The organism is Cupriavidus sp. 96C5-1 (assembly GCF_057798855.1).
This window is the reverse complement of the sequence record NZ_JBYOJU010000004.1, coordinates 135,659-155,420: the sequence shown is the minus strand read 5'-3', so window position 1 is coordinate 155,420 and position 19,762 is coordinate 135,659. Positions and strand designations below refer to the sequence as shown.

The following is a 19,762-nucleotide window of genomic DNA, read 5'->3' as shown; positions in this document are numbered from 1 at the left end:
TCGCCTGCGATGAACAGGACTCCATGAATGTGGCTGGCCGGCGAGCGGGACGGGCAGCCGATTGCATCGATTCAACCATCGGCTGGGAACTTCACATGAACACACGCGGGCGCAGCGGCAACAGCCGGACATCCATACTTGAGGAACGGAGCTTCAGGTTCGCCCCTATCGCGCAGGCCATCGCCTTGACGCTGGTTGCCGGTGGCGTGATGGGCAGCGCCCATGCTCAGCGGGCCTTCAGCGGTGCGTGGTTTGCGGCGAAGGGTGCGACGCAGAGCGCGGCGCAATCGACCGGGCGGCTACCCAACGGCATGCCGGTGTCGGCGCTGACGAACCCGTCGGCGCAGCAACAGCAGGCCAGCGCCGAGTTGCAGCGCTCGATCGCCAACCTTGGGACGGCCGCGCAGAGCGTCGCGGCGATGCAGGCCGCGCAGGCCAGCGCCCGTGCCGCGGCGGCTAGCGCGAATGCTTCGGTGCCCGATGGCTTGACCGAGGGCGGGCTGAAGGTCGATACCAACAGCCTCACGCGAGGCTGGATCAACGCCAACGCACCCGAGCAGACGGTAGCCGATGGCAAGACGACGGTGGCCATCCAGCAGACCGCCGACAAGGCTGTGCTGAACTGGGAGACCTTCAACGTCGGCCGCAGCACCATGGTGGATTTCCACCAGCAGGCGGACTGGGCAGCGCTAAACCGGGTGAACGACCCGCAGGCGAGGCCGAGCCAGATCCAGGGGAAGATCCGGGGCGACGGCACGGTGATGATCGTCAACCGCAATGGCGTGATCTTCAGCGGCACCAGCCAGGTCGACACGCGCAACCTGGTCGCGGCGGCGGCGCGCATCAGCGACAGTCAATTCACGAGCAACGGCATCTATGGGCTCAATGGCACGGCGCCAGGCTTCACCGATGCCCTGGGCAAGGTGGACGTGCAGGCCGGCGCGCAGATCGCCACGCGCTCGCCGGCCACGGTCACGCAGGGCGGCGGCTACGTGCTGTTGCTCGGCGGCGAGGTCAGCAACGCGGGGACGATCGCCACGCCGCGCGGGCAGACGGCGCTGGCGGCAAGCGACAGCTTCGTGATCCGGCGCGGGGTGGGCACCGACGGCAATACCACGTCGAGCACGCGCGGCAACGAGATCGCGCCGCAGTTCGTGGCGGGCGGCAGCGCGGGCAAGGTGGTCAACAGCGGGCTGATCATGGCGAGCGAAGGCGACGTGACGCTGGCCGGGCGCGACGTGCAGCAGCTGGGCGTGGCGGTGGCGACGACGACGGTCAACACGCGCGGCACGATCCACCTGCTGAACTCGGCCGCCGATACGCAGGGCAGGGTGGCGCTGGGTCAGGGAGCGGTGACGGCGGTACTGATCGACGATGACGGCAAGACCACGGCGCTGGACAGCCAGCGCGACGCGCTGATCCAGGATTCGGCCGCGCAGGATCTGCTGCGCGCGGGCGCCGCGTCCGCGCTGTTCGACAACCTGTCGCGGCTGTCGGACCGGCGCGATCAATCCCGCATCGAGATCGTCACGGGCGGCGACGCCGTCTTCGACGCTGACAGCCTCACCCTGGCCAGCGGAGGCCAGATTGCCGTGAGCGCGGCGCAGCGCAGCTTCGTGGCCAACCGGGCCCGGCTGGACGTGTCCGGCGCCGTGGGCGTGCCCCTGGCGATGGAGAGTAACAACCTCAAGATCAACGTCCAGGGCAACGAGCAGCGCGATGCGCCGGGCAACCGCGACAGCGGAAACCTGCTCAATGCCAACGTGTGGATCGACCGCCGGCGGCTGATCTATGTGCCCGCGGGTACCGGGGGCTACGAACGCGACCGTTACTACACGGCCGGCGGCTGGCTGGAAGTCGGGGGCTACCTGGGTAACCAGGGGCGCGGTATCGGCGCATGGGCGGCCCAGGGCGGCACCATCGCCCTGGGCGGGCAGGAAGTCGTCACCCAGGTTGGCTCGTCGATCAACCTCTCGGGCGGCAGCCTGAACGTGACCACCGGCTACCTCAACCGGAGCTGGCTCAAGGGGGCAGACGGGCGGCTGTACACGGTGGACAAGGCGCCGGCGGACATGGTGTTCGCTGGCGTGTACAAGGGTTTTGAGGACGAGCACGTGCGCTGGGGCAAGAACGTCACGGAGTACTACTACAGTCCCCTGATTGCGCCGCAGCGCGTGCTGGAGAATGGCTACACCGTTGGGCGTGACGCGGGCCGGCTGCAGGTGAGCGCGCCTACGGTGGTGCTTGAGGGGGATATCGAGGCGGCCGTGTACAACGGCCCGCGGCAAAGCCAGGCGCGCCCGGCCGGCGCGACCGATGGCTACAAGCTGGGGCAGACCACGGCGGCGCTCGCTGGCACGCTGGCGGTGGCCGGCTACACGCCCAGCGGCACCGGCTTCATCGACACACCGGTGACCACCTCGATCACGGTCGGCAGCGGCGTCTCCAGCCATCCGGGTCTGGCAGACGCCGTCGACCCCCAACTCGTCGGCGCCACGCATCTCGATGCGGCCCGCCTTTCGTCGTTCGGTCTCGGCGGATTGGTCCTTGATGCCAAGGGTGCCGTCACCATCGACGCACCGCTTACCCTGGCCAATGGCGGTGGCCTGCGCATCCTGGCGCCCGATATCAACATCGCCGCCGACGTGACGGCGCGCTCGGGCTCGGTCACGGCCACCAACGTCGCCAGTGACGGCATCACCACGTATCGCGATGCCAAGGGCGGCGCATCGATCACCGTCGCTCCCGGTGCGCATATCGATACCCGTGGCCTGTGGACCAACGCGCAACTGGATCCCGCGGCCGACCTGTCGCGCCTGGCCTGGATCGACGGCGGCGCCGTCGCGCTGCGCTCCACCGGCGACGTCACGCTGGCCAAGGGCGCCAGCATCGACGCCTCGGCCGGTGGCGCGTTTCTCGTCAACGGCACGTTCCGGGGCGGCAAGGGCGGCGACATCGCGCTGCTGGCCGGCTACAACCCGGCCGGTTACGCCGGCGGCGGCAGCGGCGGCGCCCTGACGCTCGGGGGCGAGCTTGCCTCCTATGGCTTCAGCCGCGGCGGGCGCTTGTCGCTCGGGCATGGCGGCGTCGTGGCGATCAACGACGCGGCGTTCGACCTGGGTACATCGATGGAGGCCGGGGCTATCCTGCCGGTCGACGTGAAGCTGACCAAGGACGTCGTCTGGCCGGCCGGTGCGCCGCTGCCGGCTGACGCTGTCATCGGTGTCCGCAACGAAGTACCGCAAGGCGTGCTGGCCAGCGATCTCCAGATCACAGCCAGCGCCGCCAAACCACTGGTGCTGACCGCCGACCTGGTCGTGCAGCCCTATGGCTTTGTCGATACCAACTTCGGCAGCTACTATTATCTGACACCGTCCGGATCGTACGACCGCATCATCCTTTATGGGGGTGGCACCATCCCTAAGGGAAGCAAGCTGGTCGATCCGATCAGCATGTTTGCCGGCAAGGTTACGGTCAGCAACGGCATTCTCGACCTGGGCATTGTCAACACCACCTACCTGCAGGGCAGCGTGGCGCCGGTCGCTGTCACCTTCCAGGCCGGCGACATGCTGCGGCAGAACAGCCGGCTGGCCGTGCCGATCGCGTTCCAGTCGTTCGACACCCGGCACCTGGTCTTCGAGACGCTGGCCAAGGGATTTTCCAGCTACAGCATCCATGGCGATGCCGGCCTGTTCCTCGGCAATGATGCCGCCATCGAGGCCAACATGCCCGTCCTGCGGCTGACCGCTGCCAGCTACGGCGTCGCCACCGGCGCGGATCCACAGGCGAGCGTTGAGCGGTATCTTGCGCCGGTCTATCAGGAAAACCCGACCACTTCCCAACTGGTTCAGCGCCCCGGCGCCGACCTCATCCTGTCGTCGTCCGCGCGCGTGGACGTTGGTCTCGGCGCGTCGATCACGGTCGATCCCGGTCACAGCGTCACGCTGGCGAGCGGTCGCCAGATCACGGTGGACGGTGCCATCACCGCCCCGGGCGGCGCCATCTCGCTGCTCGACACCTATCTGTTCGTCCCGGATCGGCTGTCCCCTGCCGTGGTTCGCGGCAACGGCCCTGGCGTCACCTCGATGTGGATCGGCGAGCGCGCCGTGCTCGACGTCGCCGCGCGCGCCTACACGGCGCAGGACGTGCGGGGTCGCCGCTACGGCGTCGTGGCTGACGGCGGCTCGATCAACTTCGGCCGCATCCCCGGCAAGGAAGGTTCGGTCTATCTTGCCAATGCCGCGGACGCATTCATCGTCATCCGTCCGGGCGCACTGCTCGACGCTTCGGGGGCAAGCGCCGCGATCGATCTTGTCGGCAGCGGCGGCCTGAACGCCGCCAGCCGGCCGGTTACGGTCGCCAGCGACGGCGGCACGATCAGCCTGCGTTCCTATGACGGTATCATCGCCGAAGGCCAGTTGCGGGCCGCGGCCGGCGGCGCCGGCGCCAGCGGCGGACGCCTCGAGGTTGTGCTGGAATCGCCTTATTTTGCCGACACGCCGGGCAATCCGGCGCCCCGCCGTCTGCTGACAGGCCGGGTGCTGCATATCGGCCAGGACGCGGTGCCCGGCGCGCTGCCGACCGACATCGGCACCGGCCAGATCGATCAGGTCCAGGCACTCGGCAAGGGCGCGATCAGCGCGCGCCTGATTGCGGCCGGTGGCTTCGACAATGTGTCACTGTGGGGGCGTGACGCCATCGCCTTCGAGGGGGATGTAACGCTCTCCGCCGGACGCAGCATCACGCTGAGCCGGGGCGGCATCTACGATACGGTGGCTGGCGGCAATGTCCGCCTGGACGCGCCTTATGTGTTCCTCGACGGGCACACCACCGTCGTCCCGCCTATCTACAATACGGTCGCGTCGTCGTTGCCGACCTCCCTCACCGGCGTGACCGGCGGCAGCTTCACCGCCACGGCCGGCTTGCTCGATGTGCGCAATAAAATGGCGCTGGCGTTCGGTGATGTCCGGCTCGCGAGCTCCTCCGATCTGCGCTTCCTGGCGAGCAGCGATGTTCCGGATGCGGGTTTGCCGACCACCAGCCTGACGGTCCCCGCCACGCTCACGCTGGCCGCCGCACAAGTCTATCCCGCCAGCAACGCGGTGGTGAACGTATCCGCGAGCGAACTGCTGTCGATCGAACGGGTCGGCGAGACGCTCCCGCCGCTTCCCTATTCGGCCTTCGGCGGAATTACGCTCACCGCGCCGACCGTGCGCCAGGGCGGCGTGCTGCGCGCGCCGTTCGGCTCGATCACGCTCGGGCAGGCGGGCACGGCGACATTGAACACCGTGACCGAACTGCTGTCCGGCAGCATCACCTCGGTGAGCGGCGCAGGGCTGGTCATGCCCTATGGCGGTACGGTCGACGGCACATCCTACACGGTGAATGGCGTGGCACCCATCACGCCCAACCTGATCTCCGGCAAGACCAACAAGATCTTTGATGACGCGCCTGTCATCGGCATCACGCTGAACGGCACGCAGGTGATCGGCGAAGCAGGATCGCGCCTCGATCTTTCCGGGGGCGGCACATTGCTGGGTGCGGCGTTCATTTCCGGCCGCGGCGGCTCGGTCGACATATTGACCACGTCGCTGGCCAACGCCAACCCCGCCAATGGCTACAGCGCCGCGGGTAAGGTCTATGCGATCGTGCCGGGCACCGCCATCGCGCCGCCCGCCGGCGGTTCCGCCGCCCAATGGAACGGCGACGTGCCCGAGGTCGGCCAGCAGGTGACGATCGATGCCGGCGTACCTGGCCTGCCCGCCGGCACCTATACGCTGCTGCCGGCCAACTATGCGCTGCTGCCGGGTGCCTTCCGTATCGAAATTGGCGCCTCGACAACGATTGCCGCCCCGGTCGCTACCGCGCTGCCAAACGGGTCGTGGCTGCTGGCGGGGACGCAAGGGGTTGCCAACACCGCAATCCGCGACGTGCTGCCGACACAGTTCATTGTCACCCCGGGCGCCGCGACGCGCAGCTATGCGCAGTATAACGAACAGGGCTATGAGGCCTTCCAGCTCGCCCAGTCCGCGACGTTCGGCACGCTGCAGCCGCTGCTGCCGCGCGACGGCAAGTTCCTCACCATCAATCTGAGCGCGCTGTCGGCGACCAGCACCACCAAAGTCCCGGCGCTCCGTTTTGAAGGCATCGCCGACATGGCGTCCGGCCAAAATGGCTGGGGCGCCACCCTGGTGCTACCCAACCGGGCGCAACTGCTCTCGATCGGCAGCCCGGACAGCACGACCGAGCGCAGCACCACGGTCACGCCGGTGGCGGCGGCGGATATCAATGCGTTTGGCGCGCCCAATCTCTATATCGGCGGCGCGCCCTATCTCTTCAACAGCACCAACCTCTCGTTCGGCATTGGCAACGAATACATCAACACCGGCGCCATCACGCTCGAACCCGGTGCGATCCTGCGCGGCGCACAAGTGACGCTCGGCGCGCCGACGATCACGATCGCCTCCGGCGCCGGGATCGATACGATCGGCCGGGGCACACATGTGCTCGATTTTGCGGCGACCGGCTATGCGCTGGGCCTCGCGGATTACGAGTCATCGAAAGTATCGATCGTCACGGCGTCCAATGGACGGGTGATGCTAACCGCACCGGCTGCGGTCGGCACGGGCAAGGTGTCGATCGGCGACGGCGCGGTCCTCCGCTCGGAAGGCACGGTCGGCATCTGGGCGGCCAACGAGCTCGCGTTTACGGGCACGCCCGACATCGGCGCCGCGCGCCTGAACCTGGCGGTCTCGTCGCTCAACATCGGGGGCCGGCAGACGCTGGCCGATGCAGCGCGCGCCGGCATCCTGCCCGCCGGCCTGAGCCTTGACCAGGGCTTGCTCGACCGGCTGCTCGGCGGCCAGCCTGCCGCCGGCGTGCCGGCCATGCAGGAACTGGTGCTGTCGGCGGCCAAATCGGTCAACTTCTACGGGGCGGCGTCGATGGACATCGGCGTGGGCACGCTGGTGCTCAACAGTCCGGCCATTTACGGCTACGGCGCTGCCGGCGATACCGCCAGCCTGAACGTGGACCGTTTGGTCTGGAACGGCACCCGCAGCCATGTGCGCCAGCCCAATGGCACCTACGCGTTCGTGAGCGCCGTACCGGGCGCCACCATCGCCGGCGGGCCGGGTTCGGGCCAGGGCCGTTTTACCGTCAATGCGCGCGAGATCGTGTTCGGCTACCCGCAGGATTCGCACCCGCAGCCCGACGGCATGGTGCGCTTCGACCGCCTGATGCTGGGCTTTGCCGACGTCGACCTGAACGGCAGCGAACGCATCCTTGGCAACGGCATGGGGAGCCTGTCGGTCTTTGCGCAAGGGCCCAGCCCCGACGCCAGCTTCAAGCCCGACAGCTATGCCGGCACCGGCGGCGCTCTCACGCTGGTGACGCCGCTCTTGACCGGCGCGGCCGGCTCCAGCCTCGACCTGCGCGCTGGCGACACGCTCACGGTCACGGCGCCCGCGGGGGCTACGGCGCCGGCGCTCGGCGCGTCGGCGCTCGGCGCGCAGATGCGCCTGTTCGCGGGCCACGACATCGCCTTCGACACGGCGCTGGCGCTCCCCAGCGGCCGGCTCGAAATGACCGCGTCGGGCAACATCCTGCTGGGCGATCGGGCCCTACTGGACCTGTCGGGCCGGACGATCCCGTTCTTCGACGTGACCAAATATAGTTGGGGCGGCGATGTGGTGCTGGAAAGCACCCACGGTAACATCACCCAGACGGCGGGATCGGTGATCGACCTCTCCGCCCCTGGCAGTGACGCCGGCACGCTCAGCCTGACCGCCACCGGCGCGGCCGCCGGCGTCGTGCGTCTGGGCGGCACGCTGCACGCTCAAAGCGGGGCGGGGCACCGGGGCGGGGGCTTCGACCTGCGCGCCCAGCGCCTCGGCGAGAACGCTGCCACGCTGAGCGGCGATTTCGCCGCGCTCAACACGATACTGACGACGGAGGGGTTCAGCGACAGCCGCGCCTTCGCGCTCAAGCAGGGCAACCTGGTCATCGGCGACGAACTCAAGGCGCACCATGTCGCGGTGTCCGTCGACGGTGGCAGCCTGACCGTCAGTGGCACGGTGGACGCCAGCGGCGGCAGTGCCGGCAGCATCCGCCTGGCCGCGCGCGACGGCCTGACGGTCAACGGCAGGCTCGATGCCCACGGCGCGGTGCTGCGCACGGATAGCGACGGCGTCGCCATTGCCGCGGCCAACACGCCCGAAGTGGAACTGAGCGTTACCGAAGGTCGGCTCACGCTGGCGCCGGGCGCGGTCATCAATCTGCGCTCGGCCGACGCCACCGCGCGCGGCACGCTGACGCTGAACGCCCCGCGCCTGGGGACGACCGTCGCCAGCGCCACCGGCGCGGGCGCGCCGGCCAATGCGACCGGCGGCGACATCGCCATCGACGCTGGCGGAGCGCTGGACATTCGCGGCGCGAAGCGCATTGTACTGAACGGCTTCGCCGATTACGCCAATGCGCCTTACCAGGGCGGCAGCGCCGACACGCAGGTCGTCACCCAGGCTTTCCTCGGCCTGATCGACCAGGACAGCCAGGCCTTCGTCAATGGAGCGCTCGCCAATGCCGGCCTGCAGACCCGGCTGGCCGGGTTGACGGCGCATGGCGGCGCCTTTCACCTGCGCCCCGGGGTTGCCATCGTCAGCGCCACTCCGGACGGCAACCTGACCGTCTCGGGCGACCTGGATCTGGCGGGTTACCGCTACGGCCCGCGCGCCGACCGCGATACCGCGTCGAGCAGTTACGGCGCGGGCGAGCCGATGGCGTTCGATCTGCGCGCCGGCGGCAACCTCACCGTCAATGGCAGCATTTCGGATGGTCACGGGCCAGGTCTGCCTGCCGTGCCTGTGTCCTATACCGGTGTCATATCCGAGGGAACGGATCCAGCAACTATCCCATCGCTCTATTTTGATACATGGGCCAACACTTACAATAACAGTTCGCCCATCTATCTGATGACGGATTGGACGGTTCCCGGCACTTCCTTTTACCAAGCCTGGGGATGGTTGTTTGGCCTTACGCCTGGCGACACATTCCCCGCCGGCACAATGTTCGCGCGGGATGGATTCCTCTTTGAACCTGGGAATACATTGCCGGGCTTCGCTACGGGTAAGGAGGGAGGTACGCAAGCTGTTCCCGCGACGGCACCGACTATTCCGCAACTGGCCCCCGGTTCGCTGTCCGCGTCGATCCGCCTGGCCGCCGGTGCCGACCTCGCCGCAGCCAATGCCAGGGCGTTGCAGGCCCGCAGCGCCCTGGGCGGCGCGGGCAACATCCTGCTGAGCGACTACCACAGCTACGGCGTCGCGGATTGGTCGGGTGTGAAGCAGGTGCCCATCGCCAGCAGCATCCGCACCGGCACGGGCGACCTGGACCTGCTGGCCGGCGGCAACCTGTCGCAAGGCTCGATATACAACATTTCCACTCGCGGATGGGGCGATGCCGCGCCGGCCAGCCTGTTCGTCGATGTCCAGGGCACGCTCACCGGCTGGAGCTATGGCGGTAGCAGCAATTCGCCCGACAATTGGGTGAACCGCGGTACGCCCTCCTATGACGACGGCTTCACCGGCTTCGGCGCGCTGGGCGGCGGCAATGTCACCTTGCGCGTCGGCGGCGACGCGGGCAACCTGGTGCCGCGCAAGGACCTCTACCCGCTGTACCAGAACACGGCCCTGGTGGTGGGCGCCGCAGGCGGCGGCGACGTGCGCCTGAGTATCGGCGGGCGCCTGAACCCCAACACGGTCAGCGGGCCGGGGTATCCGGACGACGCCGACAACGGCGTGTTCACCAACTTGCGCGGAGACCTGCGCATCGATGCCGGCGCCATCGGTTCGGTGCCGCTGCGCTACGGCACGAAGGAACTCAACGACCCGCGCGCGCCCGATCCCACGCGGGCAGCCGGTTTCGGCGGCCCGGGCCAGCCGTTCGGCGGTGTCATCGTGGTCCCGGGCGATGGCGGCATCAGCCTGCGCACGCGCGCGGACCTCGTGCTCGGCGGCGTCGGCAAGGCCAAGGCGAGCGGCGCCTGGCGGTCCGATACCGTATTGGCGCTGTTCTCGGCCGGCGGCAACCTGGTGCCCTACAACGCGCTGGACACCACCTCGATGAAGACTGTGCCGGAAGACCGCGTCGTCAGCGGCTACGGCCTGCCCGCGCGCTTCTCGGCCACCGCAGCCAACGGCAGCATCTACTATTCCGGGACGCAGAACGAGAGCGTCGCGCTGTGGCTCGCGCCCTCGCCGCAGGGGCATCTGGAACTGCTCGCGCGGGATTCGATCTATGCGGCGGCGGGATACAACGCTGGGATCAGCTATATGCCGGCGCGCTTCATCGTCTCCGGCGCCGACGCCGACCCGGCCCTGTTCCCCGATCCGGCCCGGCTGCACGAGGGCGATGCCAATCCCATCCGTATCCATGCTGTCGACGGCGATCTGGTGAATGTGGCGCTGGGCCAGATCCTTGCCTACCAGCCTGTTTACCAGGGACCGATCACCAATGTGTATTTCGCGGCGAAGGCCGCCAACATCCGCGCCGGTCGCGACATCGTCAACTTCGGGCGGCTCGGGAGAAACAGCAACTCGACGACGGTTGAGCCCAGCCTGATCCTCAACACCAACGATACGGACGTGTCGATCATTCAGGCCGGCCGCGATATGTATTTCACCAACGTCCAGATCGCTGGCCCTGGCACGCTGGAAGTGAGCGCAGGCCGCAACCTGTACCAGGGCGACAAGGGCAATATCACCAGCATCGGTCCGCTCGCGTCGGGCGACGAGCGGCCGGGCGCATCGATCGTGACCATGGCCGGCGTCGGCGCTAACGGCCCCGATTATGAGGCGCTCAAGCACTACCTGGACCCGGCCAACCTGCTGCCAGCGGGCACCCCGTTGGACGGTTCGGGCAAGGTCGCCCAGACCTACCAGGCCGAGTTGGCGGGCTGGCTGAAGGATCGCTACGGCTTTGTCGGCACGCCAGCCGAGGCGCTGGCGTACTTCAACGCGCTGGCGCCCGAGCAGCAAAACATCTTCCTGCGCCGGGTCTACTTCGCTGAACTCAAGGCGGGCGGGCGCGAATACAACGACCCGGCCAGCCGCCGCTACGGCAGCTACCTGCGCGGGCGCAACGCCATCGCCGCGCTGTTCCCGGAGAAGGATGGCCAGGGCAACGAGATCGTCCGCTCCGGCGACATCACGATGCTCGGCGGCTCCGGCGTGCGCACGCTGTTCGGCGGTGGCATCCAGATGCTGACGCCCGGCGGCAAGCAGGTGATCGGTGTTGAAGGGCAGGTGCCTCCGGCTTCGTCGGGTCTCGTGACGCAAGGCTCGGGCGACATCCAGTTGTACAGCCAAGGCAGCATCCTGCTGGGCCTGTCGCGCATCATGACCACCTTCGGCGGCGGCATCCTGGGCTGGTCGGCCGCAGGCGACATCAACGCCGGGCGAGGCGCCAAGACCACGGTGGTGTACACGCCGCCCAAGCGCGTGTACGACGCGTGGGGCAACGTCAAGCTGTCGTCGCAGGTGCCGGCCACCGGCGCGGGCATCGCCACGCTGAATCCGATTCCCGAAGTCGCGCCCGGCGACATCGACCTGATCGCGCCGCTGGGCACGATCGACGCTGGCGAGGCGGGCATCCGGGTGTCGGGCAACGTCAACCTGGCTGCCTTGCAGGTGGTGAACGCGGCCAACGTGCAGGTGCAGGGCAAGTCGACGGGTCTGCCGGTGGTTGCGGGCGTGAACGTCGGGGCGCTGACCAATGCCAGCGCGGCGGCGTCGCAGGCCGCGACGGCCGCGCAGGAGGCGATCTCGCGCGATCGGGCGGCGCAACGGCAGAGCCTGCCTTCGATCTTCTCGGTGCGGGTGCTGGGCTTCGGCAACGAGCCGGTGGACGGCGGTGAAACGACACCATCGCCGTCTTCGCCAGGGCTTCACTCCAAAGGACGCCCCTATGACGCCGAGAGCCTGGTGCAGCTTGTCGGCGTAGGCAAGGAGCTCGACGCCAAGTACGTGGCGCGCATGAGCGCCGAACAACGGCGCCAACTGCTGCAGGCACAGTAGGTCGCCATGCCAGACGGCGTCTATTTCCTTCTCTCCGCAAGCGCGGGGAAAGGATGGGGGCCGCTTTGCCCTCAATTCAAGAGGAATCCGAAATGAACATGAGTGCCTATGGTCATCTCGAAGCCGTTGACGTGGCCGATACCCTGTCCGATGACAGCGTTCATCCCGTGCGGCTGCGAGAGTGCCTCGTCACCAACTACGAGAGTCTGCATCGCCTGTTGCGGCGCCACCTGGGCTGCCCCGAACAGGCCAGCGATAGCCTGCACGACGCCTGGCTGCGGCTAGGTGACACGGCCGTGTCAACGGCGATCCAGAACCCGGAAGCCTATATCTACCGGGTGGCCTGCAACCTCGCCACGGACCAACTGCGGCACCTTCGCCCGTGGCAGCACGCGAGCGACGCCGCACTCGACTACTTCGCCGACGACTCGCCCAGCCCGGATCGCATTGCCGAAGCGCGCTCCGACCTGGCGGCGGTGGATCGCGCCCTGGCGGGCCTACCCTGGCGCCACCATGCCGTGCTGATGAATCTGCGCCTGGAGGAGTTGACTCGCCAGGAAGTCGCGAGTCGCCACGGCATCTCGCTGCGGCACGTGGACACGCTGCTGCGCCAGGCGCTGGACTACTGCGCCGAGCAGACCAGGCAGCCGGTGATCGGCGGCGTGAGTACGCCCCGGCGCCGCTTGCGGCAGAAGTGGCGGACCAAGGCGACGGCGGCCTCTGCCACCAGGCTTGCGGCTTGAGATAGGTGCATCACCATGCGTATGGAGCTGACTTGCACCGTAAGCATGATTTGAACCACAACCAGTTGCGAGATGGCGTCGCGAGGTGCTGCGTGAACTCAGCAGTTTCGAATTGCAGACGTTCTTCACATACAGCCACGCCGAACACGAATTGACCGGACGACGGCGCGGCCCAACGACGAAGCTGGGCCTGGCGCTGCACATCGGCTTAGCGGCGCAACTGGGCGCTGCCTGGATCGCTCATTCTTTCCGGGGGCAGACGACGGCTGCCGAGGGGATCGCCGCAGTGCTGCGCGACAGCGCCCGACGGCTCTCGGAAGACAACTACGAAGCGGGGTGTCCCGTCGCTATCGTCACGCTCGAGCGTGGATCACATTCACCGGATCTCACCAACGCCTGCGCAGCGGCGTTCGCGAGCTGGCGGCGGCAGCTTGCGCAGGCATTGGAGGAACGCGGGTTTGCGCCCGAACGCGCCAGCGGGATTGCTTTGACCGCGCTGGTCGTGCTGGAAGGTTGCCTCGTGGTCGGGCGTGCAACTGGGTCGACGGAAGCGTTCGAGCTTGGTCTGGCCACGCTGCTTGGACAGCTCGGTGAAGAGGGGGAGGCTCGCCCCTTGTCCTCTGGACAGACCTCCTGAGTCGGCCCCAGCTGTCGACCCAGCTGTCGACGTCGGTGGTCGACTATCGGATTTTCTGTCGTGCCTGCCGATCTCGGCTGTGCCAGCAGAGGCAATGAAGGCGTAGCCGGTGCGCACCTGACTTTGCCCAGCCTGGCCTCCTGGTAGGCCGTCCTCGCTGTGTCGACTGGCGCCCGATTTCTTGCCGTTGAGGAAACCCACCCGCCGCTCAAGGGAGGGCGGCGGTGGCGCTCAGCCGCTGTTCTTCTTGTACTGGATCAGGTCGAGGATCACCTTCTCGCGCGACATCGCGGCCGTTGCGTAGCGGCGATACTGATCCGGGCTCATGTACATTGGCTCCATATCGTATGGCTTCAGCACCTCTTTGAAGTTAGGCTCTTCCATCGCCTGCTTGAAGGCGGAATGCAGCTTCGAAAGGATTGCCGCCGGCGTACCTTTGGGCGCTGCAAGTCCCCAAGGGGAAGACTGGGCGAGATTGATGCCCGACTCCTTCAGCGTCGGCACATTGGGGAAACGCGGCATGCGATGTTCTCCCCAGACGGCCAGAAGCCGAAGCTTGCCACTCTCGACATATGGCTGCCATCCCGATGTTTCGGCCGCGGACTGGACATGCCCGCCCAGAAGTGCCTGAAGCGACTCGCTCGTGCCCTTATATGGCACATGATTCAATCGCACGTTGGCGACGCGCGAAATCTGCTCCATCGTCAGATGGTTGGTCGTCAGGGCGCCTGGCGTGCTGTACGTTAGCTCGCCAGGATGGGCTTTTGCGTAGGCAATATACTCGCCCATCGTTTTGATCGGGGATGATGCCGGTACCACGATGCCGAATACGTAGCCAGTCAGACCGATGATGTAGCCGAGTTCAGCGGGATTCCAGTTGATATCGGTGGTGTATGGCAGGCGAAATACGCCCTGGGGGATGACCGCGATCGTATAGCCGTCCGGCTTGGCCGACTGCAGCATCTGCGCAGGCAGAACGCCTGCCGCACCCGGCTTGTTCTCGATGACGATGGGCTGCCCCAGCGTCTTTGAGGCATTGGCCGCCAGCACTCGCATGGGGCCGTCGGTGGATCCGCCTGGCGGAAAGCCCAGTAGAATGCGGATCGGCCGGTCGGGATACTTTGCATCGCCCGACTGGGCAAGCGCTGCGCCACAGACGCTACCGAGGGCTCCGCTCGCGAGCCCCATCGCGCCAACATGCAAGAATTGACGTCTCTTCACTGCAGTCTCCTTTTGTATTCTGATGTTTTGAACCAGTTGAACCAGTTGAACCTGTCGGTTCAGAGCTCAGCTTCGCGCCGCTAGCGATATGCCATAGGCCAGGCGCCGCAGATGTACCGCTGTGTTGCCCAGCGTTTGCTCGATGGCGGTAAGCCGCTTGAAATAGTGCGAGATCTTCATCTCGTCGGACATGCCCATCCCGCCATGGATCTGCACCGCCTGTTGGCCGACGAAGCGGGCGCTCATGCCGATCATCGCTTTTGTGGCGGCGCATTCCGACGTGCGCCGCGCGTCATCGGAAAGAAAAGCCAACGCTCGCCACAGCGAAGACTTCGCCTGTTCGGTATGTACAAGCATGTCCACCATCTTGTGCTGCAGGGCTTGAAAACTACCGATGGCAACGCCGAACTGCCGTCTCGTGCGGGCATACTCGGCTGTGTCTCGCACGACTGATTCCATGATTCCGACCGCTTCTGCGCAGAGCGCAATGCGTGCCAGATCAAGTGCATACGCGACGTGAGCCAGCGCCAGGCTGCCATCGCCCAGCACGTCGGTCGCCGGTATGTGGACGTCGTCCAGGCCGTACTCCGATACCGCTGACCCGTCAATCGCTGGGTAGGAAATATGGGTTATGCCGACGGCGTCAACGGGGACAAGGAACAGCTTGTAGTTTTCCTCCGCGGTCGAACCCCGCTCTTTTCGGGCCAGAACAATCAGCACGTCGGCGAATCCCGCCAGGACACCTTTCTTCCTTCCCTGGAGGACGTAACCATCCTCATCCGAACGATAGGTCATTTCGATTCGCGACAGGTCGGAGGCGGTTTGCGCTTCTTCGAACGCCAGAGCAATGCGTTTGCTTCCGACTGCCAGTTGGGGAATCCACTGCGCCTTTTGTTCAGGGCTGCCAGCCCGTTCGAGCACAGCTCCCGCAAGCACAACCGTGGCGAGATAGGGCTCAGTGACGAGCGCTTTGCCAAATTCCTGCATGACAAGCGCCAAGTCCACGGCACTACCGCCGCCGCCGCCGTACCGCGCGTCAAAAGGCAGGCCGAGCAAGCCTAGTTCTGCCAAACCTTGCCAGTGTTGGCCCTGCTCGGGGCTACGCTGCGGGTGATCTTCAAACCGGTACTCGCGCTCAAGATAGCGAGCAACGGCGTCGACGAGAAGCCGCTGGTCTTCGGATAGATTGAAATCCATGTGGGCCGTCCTACAGATTGAGTTCCGCCTTGGCGAGGATGTTCTTCTGCACTTCCTCGGAGCCGCCGTAAATGGTGAGCTTGCGCAGATTGAGATAGTTGGCGACTTGTGGCGGTGCATCGTCGGGAAGCAGGCCGCCACTGGTCCATCCGATCTGTCGCGCTTCGGCCGGGTAAGCCAGTGCATCGACACCCAGGGCATCCAGGTGCAACTCCGACACTTGCTGGGCAAGCTGGCAACTACGGATCTTGAAAAGGGAGGCCTTCGTTCCGACGTCCCCACCGCTGTCCGCTTCAGACAGCGCACGCAGCAACGTGTACTCGAGCGCGTTTACCTCGATACCAATCCGCGCCACCTTTTCACAGAATGAAATATCCTCGCTCAGAGGACCGCTTGGCCCAGGGCGTGAGGCGGCAGAATCGATCAGCAACTTTAGATTACGCCTGATATAACCGATCATCCCCGTGCTGAAGCGCTCATGGCGTAGCAGATATTTGGCGCAGTCCCAGCCCTGATGCAGGCCGCCGACAAGATTCGATGCCGGCACGCGGACCGAATCAAGAAACACCTCGTTCACCTCATGCTTGCCGTCCAGCGTGATGATCGGACGTACAGTGATGCCCGGCGATTTCATGTCCATCAACAGGAACGAAATGCCGCGCTGCTTCCTGGCCTGCGGATCGGTTCTCACCAGGCAGAACATCATGTCGGCGTGCTGCGCGTAGGTAGTCCAGATCTTTTGACCGTTGACCACGAACTCATCACCATCACGCGTGGCGCTGGTAGACAGACTGGCAAGGTCAGAACCGGCGCCGGGCTCGGAGTAGCCTTGGCACCACCAGTCGTCGCCGCTGAGGATGCGCGGCAGATAGCGGGCCTTCTGTTCGTCGGTGCCGAACGCAAGCAATACGGGCGCTACCATGCGAACGCCGAAGGCAATCGGCTCTGGTGCCCCGGCCAAGGCAGCCTCTTCCGTAAAAATGTAGCTCTGGACGGGAGTCCATCCGGTGCCTCCGTGCTCCACCGGCCAGTTCGGTGCACTCCATCCTTGCTCGGCAAGGCGCTTCGTCCAGCGAACGATTTCACTTTTCCCGAGCGGTCGGTTTTGGAGGGCTTTCCGTCGAATGTCTTCGGGAAGCGTTGCACGAATGAAGGCGCGTACTTCCTCGCGGAACGCCTGTTCCGCGGCACTGTAGGTCAGTTGCATGCTTGATTCCGAATGGCGGCCGCATGCCCTCGCAGCCGGGGAGAATCGGGCAAGCGGGGACAATGCAGGTAAGACGGAGCGGCGGCACAGTCGCCTCGCCGCGATGTCAGTTCACTGCGGTGCGATCACCATGCCTCGAGCCAGGGGCGCAGATCGAGCTCATGCGTCCACGCATCCTTGGGCTGTTGATGCAGCATCCAGTAGGCGTCGGCGATGTGGTCGGGGTTGAGAATGCCGTCTTGCTCTTTCAGCGCGTAACGCTCTGGGAAGGTCTCGCGAATGAACTCCGTGTCGATGGCGCCGTCGATGATGAGCTGAGCGACGTGAATGCCCTTGGGGCCGAGTTCCCTGGCCATCGATTGCGCGAGTGCGCGCAGCCCGTGCTTGGCACCCGCGAACGCTGCATAGCCTGCGCGACCGCGAATGCTCGCCGTCGCCCCGGTAAAGAAGATCGATCCGCGCTCCCGGGGCAACATCGCCCTGGCAGCCTCTCGGCCCATCAGGAAGCCGCCGAAGCAGGCCATCTCCCAGACCTTGTAATAGACGCGCGCGGTCGTTTCCAGGATATCGAAACGGACATTCGCACCGATGTTGAACACGGCAACTTCGATCGGTGCGATTTTCGATTCGATCTCCTGGAAGAGCGCAGTCACGTCTTCCTCTTTCCGTGCGTCGGAGGCGAATGCATGCGCCTCGCCACCCTCGGCTTCGATCTGCGCCACCAATGGCGCAAGTTTGTCCGCGTTACGTCGTGTCATGCAGGCGATATAGCCCTCGCGCGCAAATCGGCGCGCAATCGCGCTGCCGGTGGCGTCCCCAGCTCCGATGACGAGCACGGCCTTCTTCTTGGTCATAGTAGTCTCCTTCCCATGTTTTTTTGCGGAACATAAAACTGCACTGCGATCCAGTATGGGTTGCGTTTCGATGCAAGTCAACGCCATCTCCCGGTTTCCGGGTCAAATAGGCATCGCGACGCTGGAATTTTAGACTGCTAAACAGTATTATGGACTGCATTGCAGTCTAAATAATCTGTGGCAGGAGACGCTAGACATGAATGAGAAGCATGAGACGCTCAACTTTGCGTTCCGACGGATCCACGAAGTGATCGACCCGTGGGTCGAAGGCAATCCAACTGCGATAGCCCTGCGGGACAAGCGCTATCGGCTGACGTATGGGGAACTCGCCACGGCGACGCGGGATGCGGCAAACCAACTCCGCCAACTTGGCGTGCGTCCCGGTGATCGAGTCATGCTGGTCGCGGAAAACTGTGCCGCGCTGGCCGTCCTGGTGCTGGCGGCGAGCGTATGCGATGCCTGGGCAGTCGTGGTCAATGCGCGCCTGTCACCCCGAGAAATTGACAATTTCATCGACCATTCTGGAGCGAGGCGCGTACTCTATGCCGCGGATGTCTCCCAGGATGCGCAAGCCCATGCGCAACGCGCGGGCGCCGTGGCATCTGCCTGGCCATATGTGGGTGAGTTAGCGGTGGGGCCGTTGAACGACGCTGCCGTGCCGGAGCCCGTCAGCCACAGTTCAAGAGATCAAGTGGCCGCGATGATCTACACGTCGGGTACTTCGGGTAGCCCGAAGGGAGTCATGCTGACGCACGCCAATCTGCTGCATATGGCCACGCTGTCCCGCCAGTTGCGCCAACTGAGCCCACTTGACACGGTCTACGGCATCCTGCCAATGGCACATGTGGTTGGCCTGTCTTCGCAACTGCTTGGTTCGCTCGCTTGCGGCTGCGTTCTGAGGCTCGAGGAGCGGTTCTCGCCGGAGGCACTGGTCTCAGCATTGCGCGAGGGCGGTCTGACCCTGCTCCTCGGCGTACCCGCCATGTATGCCAGGCTGCTCGACTGGTGTACACATACCGGCACGTCACTCGCAGGACACGGCCTGCGCGTGATCGCTACGGCGGGCTCGCCTTTGACACCGGAACTAAAGCAGGCGGTCGAGTCTGCTTTTGATATGCCCCTGCAAAACGGCTATGGCCTGACTGAGATGTCGCCGACAGTCGCGCAGACTCCGCTGGGCGTTTGGCGCAAGGATTGTTCCGTGGGACTGCCGGTGCCGAACGTGGAAATTCGCATTGTAGATGCTGCCGGCAATGATGTCGCTCAGGGGAGCGCTGGCGAATTGTGGGTGCGCGGGCCTAACATGATGAAAGGCTACTACCGCGACGAAAAGCGTACCCGTACGGTCATCAATGCGCAGGGGTGGCTCAATACGGGCGATATGGCGCGACAGGACAGCGACGGCGCCTTGTTCATCGTCGGCCGCACCAAGGAGCTCATCATCCGCTCCGGATTCAATGTGTACCCGGTCGAGGTTGAGCAGGTCTTGAACAGCCATCCGGCCATCGTGCAGTCGGCCGTCGTGGGGCGAGCCGTTGGCGGCAATGAGGAGGTGATCGCGTTTGTGGAGCTGGCGGCCGGCGTAGCGGTTGATCGTGATGAGCTTATCTCCTATTTGCGCGACCGCCTATCGCCCTACAAAGTGCCTGCGGAGATCCGAGCCATGGCACGACTGCCCGCCGCTCCTACCGGGAAACTCCTCAAGAGTGAGATTAAACAGCTCGCGGCAAAGGAAAAAGACGAGCGGCAAGCACTGCTGTGAGCACTTGCAGCCGGCTCGTGGGCGGGCCGCGGGGCAGCACCTTGGGATGTGTTACCTTGCTCGGTTGGAT

General features: G+C 65.6%; 8 protein-coding genes. 4 read left to right on the top strand and 4 right to left on the bottom strand.

The annotated features are described in order from the left end of the window. The first annotated feature begins 95 nt into the window (after positions 1 to 95). From AC3FOF_RS07380 to AC3FOF_RS07370, 3 genes are all read left to right on the top strand, one after another. On the top strand, positions 96 to 12,071 hold the full coding sequence (locus tag AC3FOF_RS07380) for a filamentous hemagglutinin family protein (RefSeq protein ID WP_488726193.1): 11,976 nt from the start codon (positions 96 to 98) through the stop codon (positions 12,069 to 12,071). Between the two features lie 92 nt (positions 12,072 to 12,163). Further along, a complete protein-coding gene (locus AC3FOF_RS07375) occupies positions 12,164 to 12,814 on the top strand; it encodes an RNA polymerase sigma factor (protein ID WP_488726192.1) in 651 nt (216 codons plus the stop codon). Between the two features lie 85 nt (positions 12,815 to 12,899). After that, positions 12,900 to 13,451 (top strand): LmrA/YxaF family transcription factor, encoded by a 552-nt coding sequence (locus AC3FOF_RS07370; protein ID WP_276265867.1) that lies wholly within the window; start codon positions 12,900 to 12,902, stop codon positions 13,449 to 13,451. Positions 13,452 to 13,682: 231 nt separating this feature from the next. On the opposite strand, the gene AC3FOF_RS07365 is transcribed toward AC3FOF_RS07370, so the two are convergent. The 4 genes from AC3FOF_RS07365 to AC3FOF_RS07350 form a co-directional block, all read right to left on the bottom strand. Continuing rightward, entirely contained in the window at positions 13,683 to 14,672 is a 990-nt protein-coding gene (locus AC3FOF_RS07365) for a tripartite tricarboxylate transporter substrate binding protein (protein ID WP_488726191.1), read from the bottom strand. Between the two features lie 66 nt (positions 14,673 to 14,738). Beyond that, complete coding sequence (locus AC3FOF_RS07360) at positions 14,739 to 15,869, bottom strand: acyl-CoA dehydrogenase family protein (RefSeq protein ID WP_488726190.1); 1,131 nt, start codon at positions 15,867 to 15,869, stop codon at positions 14,739 to 14,741. A gap of 10 nt (positions 15,870 to 15,879) precedes the next feature. Beyond that, entirely contained in the window at positions 15,880 to 17,076 is a 1,197-nt protein-coding gene (locus AC3FOF_RS07355) for an acyl-CoA dehydrogenase family protein (protein ID WP_488726189.1), read from the bottom strand. Between the two features lie 125 nt (positions 17,077 to 17,201). Further along, positions 17,202 to 17,930: an SDR family oxidoreductase gene (locus tag AC3FOF_RS07350; RefSeq protein WP_017227619.1), complete on the bottom strand. Its 729-nt coding sequence runs from the start codon at positions 17,928 to 17,930 to the stop codon at positions 17,202 to 17,204. Between the two features lie 196 nt (positions 17,931 to 18,126). Here AC3FOF_RS07350 and AC3FOF_RS07345 point away from each other — a divergent pair, with 196 nt between their 5' ends. Next, positions 18,127 to 19,692 (top strand): class I adenylate-forming enzyme family protein, encoded by a 1,566-nt coding sequence (locus AC3FOF_RS07345; RefSeq protein ID WP_488726188.1) that lies wholly within the window; start codon positions 18,127 to 18,129, stop codon positions 19,690 to 19,692. Positions 19,693 to 19,762 lie beyond the last annotated feature (70 nt).

Excerpts from the sequence above, each read along its gene's own strand:
- AC3FOF_RS07380 (WP_488726193.1), top strand. The coding sequence starts at position 96 with ATGAACACACGCGGGCGCAGCGGCAACAGCCGGACATCCATACTTGAG.
- AC3FOF_RS07375 (WP_488726192.1), top strand. The coding sequence starts at position 12,164 with ATGAACATGAGTGCCTATGGTCATCTCGAAGCCGTTGACGTGGCCGAT.
- AC3FOF_RS07360 (WP_488726190.1), bottom strand. The coding sequence starts at position 15,869 with ATGGATTTCAATCTATCCGAAGACCAGCGGCTTCTCGTCGACGCCGTT.
- AC3FOF_RS07355 (WP_488726189.1), bottom strand. The coding sequence starts at position 17,076 with ATGCAACTGACCTACAGTGCCGCGGAACAGGCGTTCCGCGAGGAAGTA.
- AC3FOF_RS07350 (WP_017227619.1), bottom strand. The coding sequence starts at position 17,930 with ATGACCAAGAAGAAGGCCGTGCTCGTCATCGGAGCTGGGGACGCCACC.
- AC3FOF_RS07345 (WP_488726188.1), top strand. The coding sequence starts at position 18,127 with ATGAATGAGAAGCATGAGACGCTCAACTTTGCGTTCCGACGGATCCAC.